The organism is Streptomyces omiyaensis, assembly GCF_014650895.1.
In the GTDB taxonomy this organism is placed as follows: domain Bacteria; phylum Actinomycetota; class Actinomycetes; order Streptomycetales; family Streptomycetaceae; genus Streptomyces; species Streptomyces omiyaensis.
This window is the reverse complement of the sequence record NZ_BMVV01000001.1, coordinates 582,073-602,043: the sequence shown is the minus strand read 5'-3', so window position 1 is coordinate 602,043 and position 19,971 is coordinate 582,073. Positions and strand designations below refer to the sequence as shown.

Here is a 19,971-nt window from a genome sequence, read left to right as displayed (position 1 = left end):
GTCGCCGTCGAGGAGGGCCAGGAGGTCCAGGAAGGCGACCTCATCGTCGTCCTGGAGGCCATGAAGATGGAACAGCCCCTCAACGCCCACAAGTCCGGCACCGTCACGGGTCTGAAGGCCGAGGTCGGCGCGTCGGTCACCTCCGGCGCCGGCATCTGCGAGATCAAGGCCTGACGGCCCGACAGCTCACCGGAAGGGCCCGCAGGCAGCCGCCTGGGGGCCCTTCTCCGCGTACGGGGTGCGCACGGGGGAAGGGGCGGCGGCTCACTGCGTGCGGGGCGGCCCGGCGGTACGGGGACGGCCGCGGTTCAGCGGCGGCGCAGGTCCGCCACGCGGGCCGTGCGCTCCAGGGGCTCGGCACCCAGTCCGGGGCCCGGGCCGCGGAACTGGCCGCCCGGCATCCTGCCGCCCCGCTGCACGGGGAGCGGCATGTCGCGGCGGCCCCGGACGCCCGGGGGGAGCTGCTCGCCGGCGGGGGCGCCGGCCTGTCCGGTACCGGCCACGGCGATCTGCACGCCCTGGTCGGCGAGGGCCTGGAGCTCGGTGGCGGCCCGCTCGTCGTGCGGCGGGGGCTCGTCGGTGACCAGCCGGGTGATCACGTCCGTCGGCACCGTCTGGAACATGGTGTCGGTGCCGAGCTTGGTGTGGTCGGCGAGGACCACGACCTCGGCCGCCGCCTGCACCAGCGCCCGGTCCACGCTCGCCGAGAGCATGTTGGACGTGGAGAGGCCGCGCTCGGCGGTGAGCCCGCTGCCCGAGAGGAAGGCGCGGGAGACGCGCAGCCCCTGGAGCGACTGCTCGGCCCCGCTGCCCACCAGGGCGTAGTTGGAACCGCGCAGGGTGCCGCCGGTCATGACGACCTCGACCCGGTTGGCGTGCGCCAGGGCCTGGGCGACGAGCAGCGAGTTGGTGACCACGGTGAGGCCGGGCACCCGGGCGAGCCGGCGGGCCAGCTCCTGGGTGGTGGTCCCGGCGCCGACGACGATGGCCTCGCCCTCTTCGACCAGGCTCGCGGCGACGTCCGCGATGGCCGTCTTCTCCGCGGTAGCGAGATGGGATTTCTGCGGGAAGCCGGATTCTCGCGTGAATCCGCCCGGCAACACCGCACCGCCGTGCCGGCGGTCGAGGAGTCCTTCTGCCTCCAGGGCCCGTACGTCGCGGCGCACGGTCACTTCTGAGGTCTGGACGACGCGGGCGAGCTCGCGGAGCGACACGGCTCCGTTGGCGCGCACCATTTCGAGGATCAACTGGCGACGTTCTGCAGCGAACACGAAACTGACAGTAACGTGCGCCGGTGTTGCTTTTCAGCACTATGCGCCGGATTGCGGAAGATACGTACGAGCGGGGCCCCCAAGTGGTATGGAGAGCCCCGCCGTTGATCCTTTTTGTCCCTGGACTATGCCCCGTCTTGCCGGGGGTTGTCCGAGTCGGCGAACCGTTCCCGCAGGCGGGAGCGGTGATCGCCGCCGGGCTCAGCCCTCGTCCGCTGTCTTTCGGGTGTGCAACTGCCGTGCCACTTCCGCGATCGAACCCGACAGGGAGGGGTACACGGTGAAAGCATTTGCGATCTGTTCGACCGTCAGATTGTTGTCGACCGCGATCGAGATCGGGTGGATCAGCTCGCTCGCCCGGGGGGCGACGACGCAGCCGCCGACCACGATGCCGGTGCCGGGGCGGCAGAAGATCTTCACGAAGCCGTCCCGGATGCCCTGCATCTTGGCGCGGGGGTTGCGCAGCAGCGGCAGCTTGACGACCCGGGCGTCGATCTTGCCGGCGTCGACGTCGGCCTGGGTGTAGCCGACGGTGGCGATCTCGGGGTCGGTGAAGACGTTCGAGGAGACCGTCTTCAGGTTGAGCGGGGCCACCGCGTCGCCGAGGAAGTGGTACATCGCGATCCGGCCCTGCATGGCGGCGACCGAGGCGAGCGCGAAGACGCCGGTGACGTCGCCGGCCGCGTACACGCCGGGGGCGGAGGTGCGGGACACCTTGTCGGTCCAGATGTGCCCGGAGTCCTTCAGCCGGACCCCGGCCTCCTCCAGGCCCATGCCGGCGGAGTTCGGGATGGCGCCGACGGCCATCAGGCAGTGGGTGCCGGAGATGACCCGGCCGTCCGAGAGGGTGACCTCGACCCGGTCGCCGACCCGCTTGGCGGACTCGGCGCGCGAGCGGGCCATGACGTTCATGCCGCGGCGGCGGAAGACGTCCTCCAGGACGGCGGCGGCGTCCGGGTCCTCGCCCGGGAGGACGCGGTCGCGGGAGGAGACGAGGGTGACGCGGGAGCCGAGGGCCTGGTAGGCGCCGGCGAACTCGGCGCCGGTGACGCCGGAGCCGACCACGATGAGCTCCTCCGGGAGCTCCTTGAGGTCGTAGACCTGGGTCCAGTTCAGGATCCGCTCGCCGTCCGGCTTGGCGTCCGGGACCTCGCGCGGGTGGCCGCCGGTGGCGATCAGCACCGCGTCGGCGGTCAGCGTCTCCTCGGTGCCGTCGGCGGCCGTCACGATCACCTGACGGGAGCCGTCCACGGTCTGGCGGCCGGAGAGCCGGCCGCGGCCGCGCAGGACACGGGCGCCCGCGCGGGTGACGGAGGCGGTGATGTCGTGCGACTGGGCGAGCGCGAGCCGCTTCACCCGCCGGTTGACCTTGCCGAGGTCCACGCCGACGACGCGGGCGGCCTGCTCGAGGTGCGGGGTGTCGTCCGCCACGATGATGCCCAGCTCCTCGTAGGAGGAGTCGAAGGTGGTCATCACCTCGGCCGTGGCGATCAGGGTCTTGGAGGGGACGCAGTCGGTCAGGACGGACGCGCCGCCGAGGCCGTCGCAGTCGACGACGGTCACCTCCGCGCCGAGCTGGGCGCCCACCAGGGCAGCCTCGTATCCGCCGGGTCCGCCGCCGATGATCACGATCCGGGTCACTGGGATCTACGCCTCGCGCTCTCGTTCTGCCGGGGGTGTGCGGCCCCCGCTGGGCTGCAGTGCGTACGCCATTGTCCCGCACGCTTCAAGTGCGTACCCCATTGTCCCGCACGCGGCGGACTCCCTCGCGCCGGGGCCCCGCGAACACGCCCCGGAGCCGCCCGGAACCCCCGCACGGCCCTCACCTCGGGGTTCTCCGGACACCCCGGCCACTCCCGTACCCTCGGTCCCATGTCGCTCTACGCCGCCTACGCCGGCAACCTCGACGCCCGGCTGATGAGCCGCCGCGCCCCGCACTCCCCGCTGCGCGGCACCGGCTGGCTGAACGGCTGGCGGCTCACCTTCGGCGGGGAGCAGATGGGCTGGGAGGGGGCGCTCGCCACCCTCGTCGAGGCCCCGCGCCAGCAGGTCTTCGTGGCGCTGTACGACATCGCCCCCATGGACGAGGACTCCATGGACCGCTGGGAGGGCGTCGGACTCGACATCTACCGGCGGATGCGGGTCCGGGTGCACACCCTCGACGGCGAGGAGGCGGCCTGGGTGTACGTGCTCAACGCCTACGAGGGCGGGCTGCCGTCCGCGCGCTACCTGGGCGAGGTCGCCGACGCGGCGGAGTCGGCGGGCGCGCCGCACGACTACGTGATGGAGATCCGCAAGCGGCCCTGCTGAGGCCATGGCCCCACCCCCGGGCGGGGCGCTTTCGTGGGAAACGACAAGACAACGATCGCATGTCCGTCCGCGCCGTCATCTACGCGCGTAGGAATTATCGGGCTAGGCTTCTTCGCGAACGAAATCCGTCCGGGGTCACCTCCCTCGGACCCCCTCCCCGAGGCGAGAAGAGCCAGTGAACGCTACTGCCACCCCGTACGAGGCCGCCGAGTCCGCCGCCGCGCGCCTGCGCGAGCTGACCGGAGTCGAGAACCACGACGTCGCCCTGGTCATGGGCTCCGGCTGGGCCCCGGCCGTCGACGCCCTGGGCGCCCCCGAGGCCGAGTTCCCCGTCACCGAGCTGCCGGGCTTCCCGCCGCCGGCCGTCGAGGGCCACGGCGGCAAGGTCCGCTCGTACAAGATCGGCGAGAAGCGCGTCCTGGTCTTCCTCGGCCGCACCCACTTCTACGAGGGCCGCGGGGTCGCCTCCGTCGCGCACGGGGTCCGCACGGCCGTCGCCGCCGGCGTGAAGACCGTCGTCCTGACCAACGGCTGCGGCGGCCTGCGCGAGGGCATGCGCCCCGGCCAGCCGGTCCTCATCAGCGACCACATCAACCTGACGGCCGCCTCGCCGATCGTCGGCGCGAACTTCGTCGACCTCACCGACCTGTACTCGCCGCGGCTGCGCGCGCTGTGCAAGGAGGTCGACGAGACGCTGGAGGAGGGCGTGTACGTCCAGTTCCCCGGCCCCCACTACGAGACCCCGGCCGAGATCAACATGGTCCGCGTCATGGGCGGCGACCTCGTCGGCATGTCCACCGTCCTGGAGGCCATCGCCGCGCGCGAGGCCGGCGCGGAGGTCCTCGGCATCTCCCTCGTCACCAACCTGGCGGCGGGCCTCTCGGGCGAGCCGCTCAACCACGAGGAGGTCCTCCAGGCGGGCCGCGACTCGGCGGCGCGGATGGGCGAGCTGCTCACGCGGGTCCTCGACCGGATCTGACGGCCCCCGCGGCGGGCGGCGTGCCCGTGCGCGCGGCCGGGTGCGGGTGCCGTGCCCGTGCGGGCAGCCGGTGCGGGTGCCGTACCCGTACCCGTACCCGTACCCGTACCCGTACCCGTGCGGGTGGCGTGCCCCTGCGGGTGGGACGGTCCGTGCGGTGGTGGGGCCTCTGCGCGGGGCTCCTCCCCCGCCCCTTCCGGTGACCGGGGCTCCGTCCCGGAACCCGTGCCCCGGGCGCCGGCGGGGCCGGAACCGGTCCGCGCGGCCGCAGGCCGTACGGGGGCCCGGGGGCCCGCCCCCGGTTCGGGAGGGGGCGGGGCGGGGAAAGGCTCCGCGCAGCGGTCCCGCACCGCCCGCCCGCATCCCCACCCCCACCCGCACGCACCCCCGCCCGGCCCCGCACGGATCCCCGCACCCGCCCCGCACGCACCCGCCCCCGCCGCACCCCACCCGCCTCCTCCTTCCCCGCTCCGCACTCCGAAAGGCGCATCACCGTGACGCAGGACGAACTCCTCGCCCGGGCCCAGGCCTGGCTCGCCGAGGACCCCGACGGCGAGACCCGCGACGAACTCGCCGCGCTGATCGAGAGCGGCGACACGGACGAGCTGGCCGTCCGGTTCGCCGGGACCCTGCAGTTCGGCACCGCCGGGCTCCGCGGCGAGCTGGGCGCCGGGCCCATGCGGATGAACCGGGCCGTGGTGATCCGGGCCGCCGCCGGACTCGCCGCCTACCTGAAGGCCGAGGGGCGGACCGGCGGACTGGTCGTCATCGGCTACGACGCCCGCTACAAGTCGGCCGACTTCGCCCGGGACACCGCCGCGGTGATGACGGGCGCGGGACTGCGCGCCGCGCTGCTGCCGCGCCCGCTGCCGACGCCGGTCCTGGCCTACGCCATAAGGCACCTGGGCGCCGTCGCCGGCGTCGAGGTGACCGCGAGCCACAACCCGCCGCGCGACAACGGCTACAAGGTGTACCTGGGCGACGGCTCGCAGATCGTGCCGCCGGCGGACGCGGGGATCGCGGCCGGGATCGACGCCGTACGGGCGCTCGCCGACGTGCCCCGGCCGGAGGACGGCTGGGAGGTGCTCGGCGACGAGGTCCTGGAGGCGTACCTGGCCCGGACCGACGCCGTCCTGACCCCCGGCTCGCCGCGCGGCGCGCGGACCGTCTACACCGCCCTGCACGGCGTCGGGAAGGACGTCCTGACGGCGGCCTTCGCCCGGCACGGCTTCCCGCCGCCGGCGCTGGTCGCCGCGCAGGCCGAGCCCGACCCGGCGTTCCCGACGGTCGCCTTCCCGAACCCGGAGGAGCCGGGTGCCATGGACCTCGCCTTCGAGGCGGCCCGGGCCGTGGACCCCGACCTCGTCATCGCCAACGACCCGGACGCCGACCGCTGCGCCGTGGCCGTCCCGGACGCGTCCGTGGACGGCGGCTGGCGGATGCTGCGCGGCGACGAGGTCGGCGCGCTGCTCGCCGCGCACCTGGTGCGCAAGGGGGCCACCGGCGTCTTCGCCGAGTCGATCGTGTCGTCCTCGCTGCTCGGCCGGATCGCCGAGGCGGCCGGGGTCGGGTACGAGGAGACGCTGACCGGCTTCAAGTGGATCGCCCGGGTGGACGGGCTGCGGTACGGCTACGAGGAGGCGCTCGGCTACTGCGTGGACCCGGAGGGCGTCCGCGACAAGGACGGCATCACGGCGGCGCTGCTCGTCGCCGAGCTGGCCTCGGAGCTGAAGGAGCGGGGCCGCACCCTGACCGACCTCCTCGACGACCTGGCGGTGGAGCACGGGCTGCACGCCACCGACCAGCTGTCGGTGCGGGTGGAGGACCTGTCGGTCATCGCGGACGCGATGGCGGCGCTGCGCGAGCGGCCCCCGGTGCGGCTCGCGGGGCTGTCGGTCGTGTCGGCGGAGGACCTGACCCGGGGGACGGAGTCGCTGCCGCCCACCGACGGCCTGCGCTACCACCTGGACGGCGACTACCGGGCCCGGGTGATCGTCCGCCCGTCGGGCACGGAGCCGAAGCTGAAGTGCTACCTGGAGGTCGTGGTCCCGGTCGCCGGCGCGAGCGGCCTGGCCGCGGCGCGGGCGACCGGCGCCGAGGTGCTGGGCGCGCTGAAGAAGGACCTGGCGGCGGCCGCGGGGCTGTGAGCCGGGGCCGACGCCCGAGGGCCGGTACGGGAACGCCCGTACCGGCCCTTCGCCGTGCGCCCGGCGCCCGGCACCCCTATCCGAAGCGCCCGTCGACGTAGTCCGCCGTCCTCGGGGACTCAGCCGATCGCGGAGAGCACCACGAAGAGGATCAGGCCGACGACGACCGGGGCGATGATCTCGTACGCCCAGCGGACCTGGGGCGCTCCCTGCGCCCCGGTACGGCCCTGGTACCGCTCGGCCATCTCCCGCAGGTCCGCCACGGTCTGGTCGGTGGGCGCGGTGCGCGCCGCGCTGTCCCGGACGTCGGCGGTGGTCGAGGTGCGGCCGTGGGGGTCGTCCTGGGAGGCGCGCGCGGCCCGGCGGGCGGCCTTCTTCCGCTGCCGCAGCGAGACGGGCACGGCCCACAGCTGGTACTTCGCGCCCTCCTTGGTGAAGACCTCGCTGGAGTAGCCGGCCCGGAGGTCGGCGACCGCCGCCCAGGGCAGCAGGATCGAGCGGAAGGGGTTGCGGATCCGGAGCCGGTCCTCGTTGGCGTAGACGGCGGGGCGCAGGGTGAAGGCGATGATCAGCGGTACCGCGATCACCAGGCCGGCCAGCGCCAGCCAGGGCGCCTGGCCCTCGCCGCGCATCAGCGCGTCGATCACGAAGACGAGCACGATGGCGAGCAGCAGCACGCCTCCCGCGATGCCGAAGGAGGACCGGAAGACGCGGTCGGCGGAGGTCGGCTCGGGGGTCGGCTCGGAGGGCGCGGGGCTCGTCATGCCGCCGATTCTGCCTCAGGAGCCGCCGGGAGGCTCGGGCGCCCCGCTCGGCACACAGCCCGGCGCTCTCTGCCCGGCGCGCCGCTCGCCGCGCTGCCGCCCGGCCCTCCCGTACCGCCCGTCCCGCCCGGCGCTCCGCGCGGCCCGGGGTCAGGCCCGCCGGGCGGCGACCAGGTCGGCGTAGAGGATGATGTTGTCCGGCCGGTGCCCGTCGACGAGTTCGCCGCCGCAGGTGATGACGCGGAGCTCGGGCCGACGGGTGTCGCCGTACACCTTCTCCGTGGGGAAGGCGTCCTTGTCGACCTGCTGGAGCTCGCGGACCCGGAAGACGGCGGCGGTGCCGTCGGCGCGGGTCACGGTGAGCTCGTCGCCGACCCGGACCTTGGAGACGTCCTTCAGCACGGCCGGCCCGCGCTCGGTGTCGAAGTGCCCGATGAGGACGGCGGGCCCGGTCTCGCCGGGCGTGACGCCCTTCGTGTACCAGCCGATCCGGTCGGCCTGGGCGACCGAGGGCACCTCGACGGTCCCGTCGGCGTTCAGGCCGAGGTCCAGGATCCCCCGGGCGTCGACGGCGGCCGAGGGCAGCTGGACGCGCACGGGCAGCGAGCGGGCGAGCGGCTTCACCGGCGCGGCGGAGGCGGTGGCGGCGGGCGCCGGGGCGCTCGGCTCCGCGATCCGGGCGGGCGGGGTGGCGGCGGTCGGCCCGGCCTGCGCCGAACAGCCGGCGAGGGCGGCCACGAGGAGGACGGTGGCGGTGAGGGTGCGGCGGCGCATGGGACGGCTCTCCGGGAGGACGGGTGCGGCCGGCCGTCGAGGGGTGGCGACGGCCGGCCTGGGGTGGTGGTGCGCTCCGGGCTCGGGTCGAGGGCGGGGAGCTGGGCGTACGGGTCGTAGGCCCGGGGCGGCGCGGGTCAGGCGCGGGCCGCGGCGGTACGGCGGCGCAGCACGGTGAAGCCGAGCCCGGCGGCGGCCAGCGAGGCCGCGCCGGCGCCGACCGCGAGCAGCGTGCCGGAGCCCTCCCCGGCACCGGACTCGGCACCGGCCGCGACCCCGCCCCGCGGCACGACGGACGTCTGGCCGCCCTGGGCGTCCGTGCCGTCCGAGCCGCCGCCCTGTGCCTGGCCCGCCGGGGCCACGCCCTCCACGGAGCAGCCCTTCGGGAGCCGCGGGAAGGGGGTGCTGGAGCCCTTGGCCTCGCCGCCCTCGACCTTGGTGTAGAGGGACGGGGTGGCGGTGAAGGCGCCGTCGATCCGGGCGACGATGCCGGCGCTCGCGGGCAGCGAGGGGTGCGCGCGGTCGAGGACGCCGATGACCTTGTCGTCGCCGGCGGTGACGATCTTGGCCTGCGGGCCCTTCGTGGTCATGGTGAGCTGGGCCTGGGTGCCCGCGCCGATCGCGTAGGCGATGCTCTGGGGCAGGCAGTGGTCGACCTTGCCCGTCTCCATGTTGTAGGGCTGCGGGGCGGACTGCCGGGCCGCGCCGGGGACGTAGGCGGCGAAGTGGCCGGTGGTCTCCAGGACGACGACGGCCTTGCCGTAGAAGAGGACCTTGCGGCCGTGGCCGGAGGGGTAGGTGAAGCCGCTGCCCTTGCCCGTGGCGGGGTCGACGCTCTGGAGGCCGGTGGTGGAGCCGTCGAAGCGGACCTCCAGGACCGTGCCGTCGACGAGCCGGTAGAAGCCGTGCTTGAAGGGGGCGGTGGTGCCGACCCAGTTGTAGGTGGTGCCGTCCGGGTTGAGGACGAAGTACTCGGTGCTGACGTCCCAAGCGGCGACGGAACGGCCGGCCGCGTGGAGCTCGTCGACCTTGCGGCCGTCGAGGAAGAGCTCCGCGATGTGGTTCCGGTCCTTGAGCTTGTAGATCTTGGCGGTCCGGCCGCCGATCAGCTTCTCGGTGCGGACCGGGGTGGCGTGCTCCGGACCGGCCTCGACGGCGGTGACCCCGCCCTCGGCGTCCAGCGTCACGGCGTACCCGGAGAAGACCCCGGTGTCGCTCTTCGCGTAGCCGCCGCCGGCCTTCAGCTCGCCCAGGACCTCGCTGCCGCGCAGGACGGTGGCGGTGAAGTACCGGTGCTGGGTGCCCTTGTCGTACACCTTCGCCGTCAGGCCGCCGCCGAGCTTCACCGTGCGGAGCAGGACGTCGGCGTCCGGCGCGGGCGCGGACGGGGCGGTGGCGGCGGGGGCGGTGGTGGCAGCGGCGGCGGGCTTCTCCGGGGCCTTCTCGGGCGCGACGGCCTCGGCGGGCGCGGCGGGCGCGGTGGTCGCGGTGGCGGTCGGCGCCGGGGCCGTACCGGCGGCGAACGCGCTGCCGGCCGCGAGGACCGGAGTGGCGGCGACGCCCGCGACGAGCGCGGCGGCAAGAGCGGTGCGAAGGGCGGTGCGCATTACGACTCCCGAGAAGATTCGGTGGCGGATAAGAGAAGAGCCGCATGCCTGGCTGATGTCTCGGTCGGGGAGGGCCGGTGAGTTCTCGCTGGCTGCTGATGAATAATCTAAAGATCTTGTATGGGGGATCCATCCGCTCCACGTCACAGGCGCGTGACAGGCGTCACCGGCCCCACTCGTCCCCCTCCTCGCCGGCCGGACCGCGAGACGCACGACACCCCGCCCCGGACCCCCTCCCCTGTACAGGTCGCTACGCGCGTAGATATGCTCGACTGGTGACCATGCCCACCACTGCATCCGCAGCAGCAGCTTTCGCCGACGTGACCGCGTCCGAGAGCACGCTGCGCCGCTTCCTCCACGGGCTGCCCGGCGTCGACGCCGTGGGCCTGGAGGCGCGCGCCGCGTCCCTCGGCACCCGCTCGATCAAGACCACGTCCAAGGCGTACGCCATCGACCTGGCCATCTCCATGATCGACCTGACGACGCTCGAAGGCGCGGACACCCCGGGCAAGGTCCGGGCCCTCGCCGCCAAGGCCGTCCACCCCGACCCGACCGACCGCACGACCCCGACGACCGCCGCCGTCTGCGTCTACCCCGACATGGTGGCCACCGCCAAGGCCGCCCTCGCGGGCTCGGACGTCAAGGTCGCCTCGGTCGCCACCGCCTTCCCGGCCGGCCGCGCCGCCCTCCCCGTGAAGCTGGCCGACACCGCCGACGCGATCGCCGCCGGCGCGGACGAGATCGACATGGTCATCGACCGCGGCGCCTTCCTCGCCGGCCGCTACCTGGAGGTCTACGAGCAGATCGCCGCGATCAGGGCCGAGTGCGGCGACCGCGCGCGCCTCAAGGTGATCTTCGAGACCGGCGAGCTGTCCACGTACGACAACATCCGCCGCGCCTCCTGGCTCGGCATGATGGCCGGCGCCGACTTCATCAAGACCTCGACCGGCAAGGTCGCGGTCAACGCCACCCCGGCCAACACCCTGCTCATGCTGGAGGCGGTGCGCGACTTCCGCGCCCAGACCGGCGTGCAGATCGGCGTGAAGCCGGCCGGCGGCATCCGCAACACCAAGGAGGCCATCAAGTTCCTGGTGCTGGTCAACGAGACCGCGGGACCGGACTGGCTGGACAACCACTGGTTCCGCTTCGGCGCCTCCAGCCTGCTCAACGACCTGCTGATGCAGCGCCAGAAGATGGCCACCGGCCACTACTCCGGCCCCGATTACGTGACGGTGGACTGATCGACATGACCTCCCCCTTCGAGTACGCCCCCGCGCCCGAGTCGCGCGGCGTCGTCGACATCGCCCCGAACTACGGCCTGTTCATCGACGGCGAGTTCACCGACGCGGCCGACGGCAAGGTCTTCAAGACCGTCTCCCCCTCCACCGAGGAGGTCCTCTCCGAGATCGCCCAGGCGGGCGAGGCGGACGTGGACCGCGCGGTCAAGGCCGCCCGCAAGGCCTTCGAGAAGTGGTCCGCGCTCCCCGGCTCCGAGCGCGCCAAGTACCTCTTCCGGATCGCCCGGATCATCCAGGAGCGCAGCCGCGAGCTGGCCGTCCTGGAGACCCTGGACAACGGCAAGCCGATCAAGGAGACCCGCGACGCGGACCTCCCCCTGGTCGCCGCGCACTTCTTCTACTACGCGGGCTGGGCCGACAAGCTCGACCACGCCGGCTACGGCGCGAACCCGCGCCCGCTCGGCGTCGCCGGCCAGGTCATCCCGTGGAACTTCCCGCTGCTGATGCTGGCGTGGAAGATCGCCCCGGCGCTCGCCACCGGCAACACGGTCGTCCTGAAGCCCGCCGAGACGACCCCGCTCTCCGCCCTGTTCTTCGCGGACGTCTGCCGCCAGGCCGGGCTGCCGAAGGGCGTCGTCAACATCCTCCCCGGGTACGGGGACGCCGGCGCCGCCCTCGTGGCGCACCCCGACGTGAACAAGGTCGCCTTCACCGGCTCGACCGCCGTCGGCAAGCAGATCGCCCGCACGGTCGCGGGCACCGACAAGAAGGTCACCCTGGAGCTGGGCGGCAAGGGCGCCAACATCGTCTTCGACGACGCCCCCCTCGACCAGGCCGTCGAGGGCATCGTCAACGGCATCTTCTTCAACCAGGGCCAGGTCTGCTGCGCGGGCTCCCGCCTGCTGGTCCAGGAGTCGATCCAGGACGAGCTGCTCGACAGCCTCAAGCGCCGCCTGTCGACGCTCCGCCTCGGCGACCCGCTCGACAAGAACACCGACATCGGCGCCATCAACTCCGAGGAGCAGCTGGCCCGGATCACCTCCCTGGTCGCGCAGGGCGAGGCGGAGGGCGCCGAGCGCTGGACCGCCGCCTGCGACCTCCCGGAGGCCGGCTACTGGTTCGCGCCGACGCTCTTCACCAACGTCACCCAGGCGCACACCATCGCCCGTGACGAGGTCTTCGGCCCGGTCCTGTCGGTGCTGACCTTCCGCACCCCGGACGAGGCCGTCGCCAAGGCCAACAACAGCCAGTACGGCCTCTCCGCCGGCATCTGGACGGAGAAGGGCTCCCGCATCCTCGCGGTCGCGAACAAGCTCCGCGCCGGTGTCGTCTGGGCCAACACGTTCAACAAGTTCGATCCGACCTCGCCCTTCGGCGGCTACAAGGAGTCGGGCTTCGGCCGCGAGGGCGGCCGTCACGGTCTGGAGGCCTACCTCGATGTCCGATAAGACCGAGCAGAACCGTCTGGGCGTCTTCAAGACCTACAAGCTGTACGTCGGGGGCAAGTTCCCCCGCTCCGAGAGCGGCCGGGTGTACGAGGTGACGGACTCCAAGGGCAACTGGCTGGCGAACGCCCCGCTGTCCTCCCGCAAGGACGCCCGCGACGCGGTCGTCGCCGCGCGCAAGGCGCAGGGCGGCTGGGCGGGCGCGACCGCGTACCTGCGCGGCCAGATCCTCTACCGCGTCGCCGAGATGCTGGAGGGCCGCCGGGAGCAGTTCGTCCGCGAGGTCGCCGAGGCCGAGGGCCTGTCCAGGGCGAAGGCGGCGGCCCAGGTCGACGCGGCGATCGACCGCTGGGTCTGGTACGCGGGCTGGACCGACAAGATCGCCCAGGTCGTCGGCGGCGCCAACCCGGTCGCCGGCCCCTACTTCAACCTCTCCACCCCGGAGCCGACCGGCGTCGTCACCGTGATCGCCCCCCAGGAGTCCTCCTTCCTGGGCCTGGTCTCGGTGATCGCCCCGGTCATCGCGACCGGCAACACGGCCGTCGTGATCGCGAGCGAGAGGTCCCCGCTCCCCGCCCTCTCCCTGGGCGAGGTGCTGGCCACCTCCGACCTCCCCGGCGGCGTGGTCAACATCCTCTCCGGCAAGGCCGCCGAGATGGGCCCGCACCTCGCGGCCCACCTGGACGTCAACGCGATCGACCTGACGGGCGCGGACGCCGACCTGGCCCGTGACCTGGAGGTCGCGGCCGCGGACAACCTGAAGCGCGTCCTGCGCCCCCGCACCGAGGACTTCGCCGCGTCCCCCGGCACGGACCGCATGACGGCCTTCCTGGAGACCAAGACCGTCTGGCACCCCACGGGCTCGCTGGGCGCGAGCGGCTCCTCGTACTAGACGGCGCCGCACGGCGGAGGCCCCCGGGCAGCAGCACTGCCCGGGGGCCTTGCGCATCGTGGTGATCGGCCGCAGGATCCGGTCATGCTAAGGGGATTGATCAAGGGGGACAACGCCTTCGTCCCGACGGCCGCGCTGCGCGTCGCCGTCGGGAACGGCGTCGACGTCGCGGCGCTGCTCGTGACGGAACAGGGCAGGGTCCGGGGGGACTCCGACATCGTGTTCGACGGCGCTCCGGCGCACCCGTCGGGCGCGGTGCGGCTGTCCCCCGGCGCGGACGGCGCGGTGTGGCTGGACGCCGACCTCACGGGCGTCGAGGAGGCCATCGCCCGCGTCCTCGTCGTCGCGTCGACGGAGGAGGGCGCCCTGCGGGACGCGCGCGCCCTGTCCGTGGAGGTCTTCGGGCCGGACGGCGGGACGGTCGTGGCGTACGAGGTCACCGACGCGGGCGCCGAGACGGCGATGGTCGTCGCGGAGCTGTACCGCCGCTCGGGCGGCTGGAAGTTCCGCGCGGTGGGCCAGGGGTACGTCGACGGGCTGACCGGCCTGGCGGTGGACCACGGGGTGGACCCCGACGGAGAGCCGCAGGAGCTCCCGGAACGGATCCCGGTCCCCGCGCCGCCGGCCCCGGCGCAGGACCTGGCGGAGGCCCCGGCGGGGACCCAGCCGGGGGCCCCGCCCCTCCGCCCCACCCGTGACCAGCTCCTGAACATGACCCAGGACCAGATCCGGGCCCTGGCGCAGGCCCATGCCCAGGCCCGGGCGGACGCGCCCCCGGCGGCGACCGCCCCGCCCCTGCCGGAGCCCGACCCGTCGGTCTGGGCGTGCGGGCCCGTCTTCAAGCCGCGCACCGCCACCGGCCGGGACAACGACGTGATCACCGTGGAGGACCTCCCGCCCGGTCCCGTCATGGTCGAGCTGGCCGTGAAGGGCGAGCACTACACGGGGCTGTGGCCGCTCGACGACTCCAACACCAAGGGGCGTTACCTCGTCAACAGCACGGAGGAGGACTTCCGGGGCCGGGTGATCGCCTTCGTCCCCGAGCACGGGCGGCTGCGCCTGCGGCTGGAGGCGAACGGCTCCTGGCAGGTGCGGATCCTGCCGCTGGCGGAGGCCCGGCGCCTGACGGAGAACCTGCTGGAGAGCTGGGGCCCCGAGGTCCTGCTCCACACCGGGGGGACGGCCGACGCCACCTTCCACTACAAGGGCAGCAGCAACTTCATCGTCCACCTCTACCGGCTGGCCGGGCACACGGATCCCACCACGCTTCCGGAACGCGGACGGGCCGCCGTCAACGAGATCGGCGCGCGCAAGGAGACCCTGCCGCTGCCCGAAGGTCCGCTCCTGGTCTGTCTGATCGCGGCGGACGCCCCCTGGACCGCCCGCCTGAAGGACGTGCGGCCCCACAGCAGCGGCCGGAACGCGGACAGCCCGACGAAGCAGCCCGTGCCCCGCGGGGCACGCGGCTGGCTGCGCCGGGCGAGGGGCTGAATCCGCCCGTCTACGGCAGCAGTTTCTGCGTCAGCGGCCCGGCGACCGGCAGGTCGGCCACCGCCCCGCCCTCGGTGAGGTGGCCGGTGACGAGGTCGGTGCCGACCGGCTTGAAGTCGGCGACCTGGGTGCCGATGCCGTTGGCGAGCGGGTCGACGCCGGTCTTGGCCAGCGGGTCCAGCTGGAGCCGGGTCAGCGGACCGAGCCCGTGCGTGACGCCGGCCAGGGCGCCCGCGCCGGCCGCGCCGGCGTCGGTGCGGGTCAGCGAGTCCACCGGCAGGGGTACGGAAGCCCCCGGGGCGGCCGCCTGAGCCGCGGCGGCCGCCCCGAGCACGGCGGCGCCGGCCGCGGTGACGCCGAGGCCTGCCTTGAACAGGACGCCGCGGCGGGGGGTCTTCGGCTGTGCGTGACGCGCCATGGGAAACCTTCCGAGGGGTGAGCGGGCGGCCACCGACAGTAGTGGAGGTGTGATGCTGGATACCAACGGCCCTCCTCGGTGGTCCCCTGGACGGGGTAATGCCTCACACTGGTGTTCCGTGAGTTCCCAACCGATCCCGACCCGGGTCGTCCTGCTCGCGGGCCCCTCCGGCTCCGGCAAGTCGTCCCTCGCCGCCACCGCCGGTCTCCCGGTCCTGCGCCTCGACGACTTCTACAAGGAGGCCGGCGACCCGACGCTCCCGCTCGTCGACGGCAGCAGCGACGTCGACTGGGACTCCCCGCGTTCCTGGGACGCGGACGCCGCCGTCGCCGCGATCGTCGAGCTGTGCCGCACCGGCCGCACCGACGTCCCCGTCTACTCCATCGCCACCAGCTCGCGCACCGGCAGCGACCGCCTCGACATCGAGCGGACCCCGCTCTTCATCGCCGAGGGCATCTTCGCCGCCGAGATCGTGACCCGCTGCCGCGAGCTCGACGTGCTGGCCGACGCGCTCTGCCTGCGCGGCCGCCCCTCCACCACCTTCCGCCGCCGGCTGCTGCGCGACCTCAGGGAGGGCCGCAAGTCGGTCCCGATGCTGCTGCGCCGCGGCTGGCGCCTGATGCGCGCCGAGCGGGCCATCGTCGCCCGCCAGACCTCCCTGGGCGCCCACCCCTGCGCCAAGCCGGAGGCCCTGGGCCGGCTGGCCGCCGCGGCGGCGGGCCGGCACCGCACCCCGGCGGCCCGCTGACCGCGACCGCGGACACCGCACACGACGAAGCGGGCCGTACGAGACCCCCCGGACTCGTACGACCCGCTTCGCTTTTCCCCCGTGGGCCCCAGATCCCCCCTGAGGCCTCCCCCGTGGTGCTCCCCCGTCGTTCCCCCGTGATCCTCAGGCGACGAGCTCGCCGAAGGACTCCTCCTCGTCACGGCCGAAGCTCAGCACCTCGTCCTCGCGCAGTCGCCGCAGCGAGCGCCAGATGCTCGACTTCACCGTGCCGACACTGATGTCCAGGATCTCCGCGATCTCCGGATCGGTCCGGCCCTCGTAGTAGCGCAGCACCAGCATGGTCCGCTGGAGCTCGGGCAGGCGGGCCAGGGCCTGCCACAGCACCGCGCGCAGCTCGGTGCCGCGCATCGCGTCCGTCTCGCCGACCGTCTCCGGCAGCTCCTCGGTCGGGTACTCGTTGACCTTGCGCCGGCGCCAGGCGCTGATGTGCAGGTTGGTCATCGTGCGGCGCAGGTAACCGCCGACGGCGGCCTTGTCGCTGATGCGCTCCCAGGCGCGGTACGTGGAGAACAGCGCGCTCTGGAGCAGGTCCTCGGCCTCGAAACGGTCACCGGTCAGGTGGTAGGCGGTGGCGTACAGGGAGGCCCGGCGCTCCTGGACGTAGGCCGTGAACTCGGCCTCCGAACAGGAACGCTCCCCCGTGGCCTCCCCGTACACCGCTCCCCCGTCAGCGACGGCGACCATGTAGGGCGCCTTGCGCTGACGCCCGACGGTTCGAACGCACCCCCGTCCGTTCGTTGCACCGCCGGACTTCTCGGTGCTCCGCACGACGTCGTGGAGACGCGTGACCACTGCGCTGGAGTTGGTGCTGTGCAGTGCGTTCATCTCGCGCCCCCCGTCGTTCGGAGTGTGTCTGTCGGTCCGTGTGCCAAGAAGCTTGCCCGCCGGACTTCATGGCGTTGTCCGCCGACTGTCACAGACGTGTCACAGGGGCCGGGACGGAAGCGCGCCTCCGGGCGGTCGAACTCGGACGGCTCATGAGCCAGAATGGCGCCCGTGCCTTTTCTGTTGCTGATCGAGGACGACGACGCCATCCGCACGGCCCTCGAACTCTCCCTGTCCCGGCAGGGCCACCGGGTGGCCACCGCCGCGTCGGGCGAGGACGGCCTGCTGCTGCTCAAGGAGCAGCGGCCGGACCTGATCGTGCTCGACGTGATGCTGCCCGGCATCGACGGGTTCGAGGTGTGCCGGCGGATCCGTCGCACGGACCAGCTCCCGATCATCCTGCTGACCGCGCGCAGCGACGACATCGACGTGGTCGTGGGTCTGGAGTCGGGTGCCGACGACTACGTGGTGAAGCCGGTGCAGGGACGGGTGCTCGACGCCCGGATCCGGGCCGTGCTGCGGCGCGGCGAGCGGGAGTCGACGGACTCGGCGACCTACGGGTCGCTGGTGATCGACCGGGCGGCGATGACCGTGACGAAGAACGGCCTCGACCTCCAGCTGACCCCGACCGAGCTGCGGCTGCTGCTCGAACTGAGCCGGCGGCCCGGACAGGCGCTGTCCCGGCAGCAGTTGCTGCGGCTGGTGTGGGAGCACGACTACCTGGGCGACTCGCGGCTGGTGGACGCGTGCGTCCAGCGGCTGCGGGCGAAGGTGGAGGACGTGCCGTCCTCGCCGACCCTGATCCGCACGGTGCGGGGCGTCGGTTACCGGCTGGACGTCCCTGCGTGACGAAGGGGAACAGGGGGGCCTTCGCCCGGCTGCGGCTGTCCAGTCTGCGCCTGCGGCTCGTCGTGGTGTTCGCGCTGGTGGCGCTGACGGCCGCGGTGTCGGCGTCGGGGATCGCGTACTGGCTGAACCGCGAGGCGGTGCTCAAGCGCACCCAGGACAGCGCGCTCAACGACTTCCGGGGCGAGATGCAGAACCGGGTGGCGACGCTGCCGCTGCGGCCGACCCAGGAGGACCTGCGGCGGACCTCCGAGGAGATGACGGAGAACGGCTCCGGCTACCAGGTGCTGCTGCTCGGCGAGCGGGCGGCGGGGAAGCCGATCGTGGGCGCCTCGGACCCGGACGTGTTCACGCTGGCCGACGTGCCGGTGGCGCTGCGGGAGGCGGTGGGCACCCGGCGCCCGGTGACGGACGCGAACCCGTACGCGTACCACCTGTTCTGGCAGCGGACCGAGCGGGGCGGGACGCCGTACCTGGTCGGGGGGACGCGGATCGACGGCGGCGGTCCCACCGGGTACATGTTCAAGTCGCTGGCGGCGGAGAAGGCGGACCTCAACTCGCTGTCGTGGTCGCTGGGGATCGCGACCGGGCTCGCGGTGATCGGTTCGGTGCTGCTCGCGCAGGTGGCGGCGTCGACGGTGCTGCGGCCGGTGCGGCGGCTCGGCGAGGCGGCCCGGCAGCTCGGCGAGGGCAAGCTCGACACCCGGCTGCGGGTCTCGGGCGCGGACGAACTGTCCGATCTGTCGCGGACCTTCAACAGCGCGGCGGAGAACCTGCAGAAGAAGGTGGCGGACATGAGCGCCCGGGAGGAGTCCTCACGGCGGTTCGTCGCCGACATGTCGCACGAGCTGCGGACGCCGCTGACCGCGCTGACGGCGGTGACGGAGGTCCTGGAGGACGAGCAGGACTCCCTGGACCCGATGATCGCCCCGGCGGTGGCGCTCGTGGTGAGCGAGACCCGGCGGCTGAACAACCTGGTGGAAAACCTGATGGAGGTCACCCGCTTCGACGCGGGCACCGCCCGGCTGGTCCTGGACGACGTGGACATCGCCGACCAGATCACCGCGTGCATCGACGCGCGGGCCTGGCTGGACGCGGTGGACCTGGACGCGGAGCGCGGCATCGTCTGCCGGCTCGATCCGCGGAGGCTGGACGTGATCCTGGCGAACCTGATCGGGAACGCGCTGAAGCACGGCGGTTCGCCGGTGCGGGTCTCGGTGCGGACCGAGCAGGGCGCGGCGGAGGACGGTTCCGGCGAGGAGGAGCTGGTCGTCGCGGTGCGCGACCACGGGCCCGGCATTCCCGGGGAGGTGCTGCCGCACGTCTTCGACCGCTTCTACAAGGCGAGCGCGCAGCGGCCCCGCTCGGACGGCTCCGGACTGGGCCTGTCGATCGCCATGGAGAACGCGCTCATCCACGGCGGGACGATCTCCGCCGCCAATTCGACGGGCGAGGACGGGGCCGTGGACGGCGCGGTGTTCGTGCTGCGGCTGCCCCGGGACGCGTCGGCGGTCGCCCGCGCCCTGGGCACCGGCTCCCGGCAGGGCGAGGGGACGGACGAGTGAGGCTGCGGACGGCCGCGGCGGCGGGGCTCGTGCTGCTCCTCGCCGGCTGCGGGATCAGGACGACGTCGGTGCCGGTGGACGCGGGCGCGGCCCCGTCGCGGGTGCCGTGCCACGTGACGGAGGCGCCGGCCCCGGCGCAGGGGGTGCCGGTGCGGGCCTTCCTGGTGTGCGGCTCGCAGCTGGAGCCGGTGGACCGCAGGTCGCCGCAGCCGGAGGACAAGGCGAGCGGCGATCCGGTGCGGACGGCGTCGGCGCTGCTCGCGCAGCTGCTCGCGGAGCCGTCGGAGGCGGAGCGGCAGGCCGGCTTCACCACGGCGGTACGGGCTCCGCTGAAGGTGGCGGGCGGCCGGAGCGGGGACCCGGAGGGCACGCTGCGGCTGAGCCGGCAGCCGGAGGACCTGGCGCCGGCGGCGCTGTCGCAGCTGGTGTGCACCTTCGCGGAGAGCTCGGCGGGCGCGGGCGGGCACACGGTGCTGCTCGCGGGCCCGGGGGCGTACCCGCCGAAGCGGTACCGGTGCACGACGGAGCTGCGGGAGCGTCCGGAGTCGGCGCCGCCGACCGCGCCGGCTTCGGCCGTCCCGGTGACGCCGGCGGGCTGAAACGGAACCG

19 protein-coding genes are annotated in these 19,971 nt (G+C 73.7%); 12 read left to right on the top strand and 7 right to left on the bottom strand.

What is annotated here, in order from left to right; translation table 11 throughout:
• Positions 1-174, top strand: a 174-nt coding sequence (locus IE287_RS02890) for an acyl-CoA carboxylase biotin carboxyl carrier protein subunit (RefSeq protein ID WP_308436846.1), incomplete at its 5' end; no start/stop codon positions are given.
• Positions 175-308: 134 nt separating this feature from the next.
• On the opposite strand, the gene IE287_RS02885 is transcribed toward IE287_RS02890, so the two are convergent.
• Both IE287_RS02885 and IE287_RS02880 read right to left on the bottom strand, forming a co-directional pair.
• Positions 309-1,235, bottom strand: coding sequence for a DeoR/GlpR family DNA-binding transcription regulator (locus IE287_RS02885; protein ID WP_229883248.1), 927 nt, complete (start codon positions 1,233-1,235; stop codon positions 309-311).
• Between the two features lie 237 nt (positions 1,236-1,472).
• A complete protein-coding gene (locus tag IE287_RS02880; RefSeq protein ID WP_189847238.1) occupies positions 1,473-2,912 on the bottom strand; it encodes an NAD(P)H-quinone dehydrogenase in 1,440 nt (479 codons plus the stop codon).
• A 231-nt stretch (positions 2,913-3,143) separates the two neighbouring features.
• Here IE287_RS02880 and IE287_RS02875 point away from each other — a divergent pair, with 231 nt between their 5' ends.
• From IE287_RS02875 to IE287_RS02865, 3 genes are all read left to right on the top strand, one after another.
• Entirely contained in the window at positions 3,144-3,581 is a 438-nt protein-coding gene (locus IE287_RS02875; RefSeq protein ID WP_189847237.1) for a gamma-glutamylcyclotransferase family protein, read from the top strand.
• A 175-nt stretch (positions 3,582-3,756) separates the two neighbouring features.
• Entirely contained in the window at positions 3,757-4,560 is an 804-nt protein-coding gene (locus IE287_RS02870; protein WP_189847236.1) for a purine-nucleoside phosphorylase, read from the top strand.
• A gap of 488 nt (positions 4,561-5,048) precedes the next feature.
• Positions 5,049-6,707: a phospho-sugar mutase gene (locus IE287_RS02865; protein ID WP_189847285.1), complete on the top strand. Its 1,659-nt coding sequence runs from the start codon at positions 5,049-5,051 to the stop codon at positions 6,705-6,707.
• A 119-nt stretch (positions 6,708-6,826) separates the two neighbouring features.
• Here IE287_RS02865 and IE287_RS02860 read toward each other — a convergent pair whose 3' ends face one another.
• The 3 genes from IE287_RS02860 to IE287_RS02850 form a co-directional block, all read right to left on the bottom strand.
• Positions 6,827-7,471, bottom strand: coding sequence for a PH domain-containing protein (locus tag IE287_RS02860; protein WP_189847235.1), 645 nt, complete (start codon positions 7,469-7,471; stop codon positions 6,827-6,829).
• A gap of 150 nt (positions 7,472-7,621) precedes the next feature.
• On the bottom strand, positions 7,622-8,245 hold the full coding sequence (locus IE287_RS02855; RefSeq protein ID WP_189847234.1) for a class F sortase: 624 nt from the start codon (positions 8,243-8,245) through the stop codon (positions 7,622-7,624).
• A 137-nt stretch (positions 8,246-8,382) separates the two neighbouring features.
• Positions 8,383-9,852 carry a hypothetical protein gene (locus tag IE287_RS02850; protein ID WP_189847233.1) on the bottom strand — a complete coding sequence of 490 codons (1,470 nt, stop codon included), beginning with the start codon at positions 9,850-9,852 and terminating at the stop codon, positions 8,383-8,385.
• A gap of 281 nt (positions 9,853-10,133) precedes the next feature.
• Here IE287_RS02850 and deoC point away from each other — a divergent pair, with 281 nt between their 5' ends.
• The 4 genes from deoC to IE287_RS02830 all read left to right on the top strand — a co-directional run bounded on the left by deoC (position 10,134) and on the right by IE287_RS02830 (position 14,918).
• Positions 10,134-11,093 (top strand): deoxyribose-phosphate aldolase, encoded by a 960-nt coding sequence (deoC, locus tag IE287_RS02845; RefSeq protein WP_189847232.1) that lies wholly within the window; start codon positions 10,134-10,136, stop codon positions 11,091-11,093.
• A gap of 5 nt (positions 11,094-11,098) precedes the next feature.
• Positions 11,099-12,538 (top strand): aldehyde dehydrogenase family protein, encoded by a 1,440-nt coding sequence (locus tag IE287_RS02840; protein WP_189847231.1) that lies wholly within the window; start codon positions 11,099-11,101, stop codon positions 12,536-12,538.
• Positions 12,528-13,427 carry an aldehyde dehydrogenase family protein gene (locus IE287_RS02835; RefSeq protein ID WP_189847230.1) on the top strand — a complete coding sequence of 300 codons (900 nt, stop codon included), beginning with the start codon at positions 12,528-12,530 and terminating at the stop codon, positions 13,425-13,427. The genes IE287_RS02840 and IE287_RS02835 overlap by 11 nt, the downstream gene beginning before the upstream one ends.
• Before the next feature lie 84 nt (positions 13,428-13,511).
• Positions 13,512-14,918 (top strand): TerD family protein, encoded by a 1,407-nt coding sequence (locus IE287_RS02830; RefSeq protein ID WP_189847229.1) that lies wholly within the window; start codon positions 13,512-13,514, stop codon positions 14,916-14,918.
• A 10-nt stretch (positions 14,919-14,928) separates the two neighbouring features.
• Here the strand turns inward: IE287_RS02830 and IE287_RS02825 are convergent, their stop codons facing one another.
• Positions 14,929-15,336 (bottom strand): hypothetical protein, encoded by a 408-nt coding sequence (locus IE287_RS02825; RefSeq protein WP_189847228.1) that lies wholly within the window; start codon positions 15,334-15,336, stop codon positions 14,929-14,931.
• 52 nt (positions 15,337-15,388) lie between these two features.
• On the opposite strand from IE287_RS02825, the gene IE287_RS02820 reads away from it, so the two are divergent.
• Positions 15,389-16,084: an ATP-binding protein gene (locus IE287_RS02820; RefSeq protein ID WP_189847227.1), complete on the top strand. Its 696-nt coding sequence runs from the start codon at positions 15,389-15,391 to the stop codon at positions 16,082-16,084.
• A 144-nt stretch (positions 16,085-16,228) separates the two neighbouring features.
• On the opposite strand, the gene IE287_RS02815 is transcribed toward IE287_RS02820, so the two are convergent.
• Positions 16,229-16,951, bottom strand: coding sequence for a SigE family RNA polymerase sigma factor (locus IE287_RS02815; protein ID WP_189847226.1), 723 nt, complete (start codon positions 16,949-16,951; stop codon positions 16,229-16,231).
• A gap of 171 nt (positions 16,952-17,122) precedes the next feature.
• Between IE287_RS02815 and afsQ1 the strand changes: the two genes are divergently transcribed.
• From afsQ1 to IE287_RS02800, 3 genes are read left to right on the top strand one after another with little or no spacing between them, the layout of a single operon-like run.
• Positions 17,123-17,800 (top strand): two-component system response regulator AfsQ1, encoded by a 678-nt coding sequence (gene afsQ1 / locus IE287_RS02810; protein ID WP_189847225.1) that lies wholly within the window; start codon positions 17,123-17,125, stop codon positions 17,798-17,800.
• Positions 17,698-19,362, top strand: coding sequence for an ATP-binding protein (locus IE287_RS02805; protein ID WP_189847224.1), 1,665 nt, complete (start codon positions 17,698-17,700; stop codon positions 19,360-19,362). Before afsQ1 ends, IE287_RS02805 begins: the two co-directional genes overlap by 103 nt.
• Positions 19,359-19,961 carry a hypothetical protein gene (locus tag IE287_RS02800; RefSeq protein ID WP_189847223.1) on the top strand — a complete coding sequence of 201 codons (603 nt, stop codon included), beginning with the start codon at positions 19,359-19,361 and terminating at the stop codon, positions 19,959-19,961. The genes IE287_RS02805 and IE287_RS02800 overlap by 4 nt, the downstream gene beginning before the upstream one ends.
• Positions 19,962-19,971 lie beyond the last annotated feature (10 nt).

Excerpts from the sequence above, each read along its gene's own strand:
- IE287_RS02840 (WP_189847231.1), top strand. The coding sequence starts at position 11,099 with ATGACCTCCCCCTTCGAGTACGCCCCCGCGCCCGAGTCGCGCGGCGTC.
- IE287_RS02835 (WP_189847230.1), top strand. The coding sequence starts at position 12,528 with ATGTCCGATAAGACCGAGCAGAACCGTCTGGGCGTCTTCAAGACCTAC.
- IE287_RS02830 (WP_189847229.1), top strand. The coding sequence starts at position 13,512 with ATGCTAAGGGGATTGATCAAGGGGGACAACGCCTTCGTCCCGACGGCC.
- IE287_RS02820 (WP_189847227.1), top strand. The coding sequence starts at position 15,389 with ATGCTGGATACCAACGGCCCTCCTCGGTGGTCCCCTGGACGGGGTAAT.
- IE287_RS02815 (WP_189847226.1), bottom strand. The coding sequence starts at position 16,951 with ATGAACGCACTGCACAGCACCAACTCCAGCGCAGTGGTCACGCGTCTC.
- IE287_RS02860 (WP_189847235.1), bottom strand. The coding sequence starts at position 7,471 with ATGACGAGCCCCGCGCCCTCCGAGCCGACCCCCGAGCCGACCTCCGCC.
- IE287_RS02885 (WP_229883248.1), bottom strand. The coding sequence starts at position 1,235 with ATGGTGCGCGCCAACGGAGCCGTGTCGCTCCGCGAGCTCGCCCGCGTC.
- IE287_RS02825 (WP_189847228.1), bottom strand. The coding sequence starts at position 15,336 with ATGGCGCGTCACGCACAGCCGAAGACCCCCCGCCGCGGCGTCCTGTTC.
- deoC (WP_189847232.1), top strand. The coding sequence starts at position 10,134 with ATGCCCACCACTGCATCCGCAGCAGCAGCTTTCGCCGACGTGACCGCG.
- IE287_RS02850 (WP_189847233.1), bottom strand. The coding sequence starts at position 9,852 with ATGCGCACCGCCCTTCGCACCGCTCTTGCCGCCGCGCTCGTCGCGGGC.
- IE287_RS02875 (WP_189847237.1), top strand. The coding sequence starts at position 3,144 with ATGTCGCTCTACGCCGCCTACGCCGGCAACCTCGACGCCCGGCTGATG.
- IE287_RS02855 (WP_189847234.1), bottom strand. The coding sequence starts at position 8,245 with ATGCGCCGCCGCACCCTCACCGCCACCGTCCTCCTCGTGGCCGCCCTC.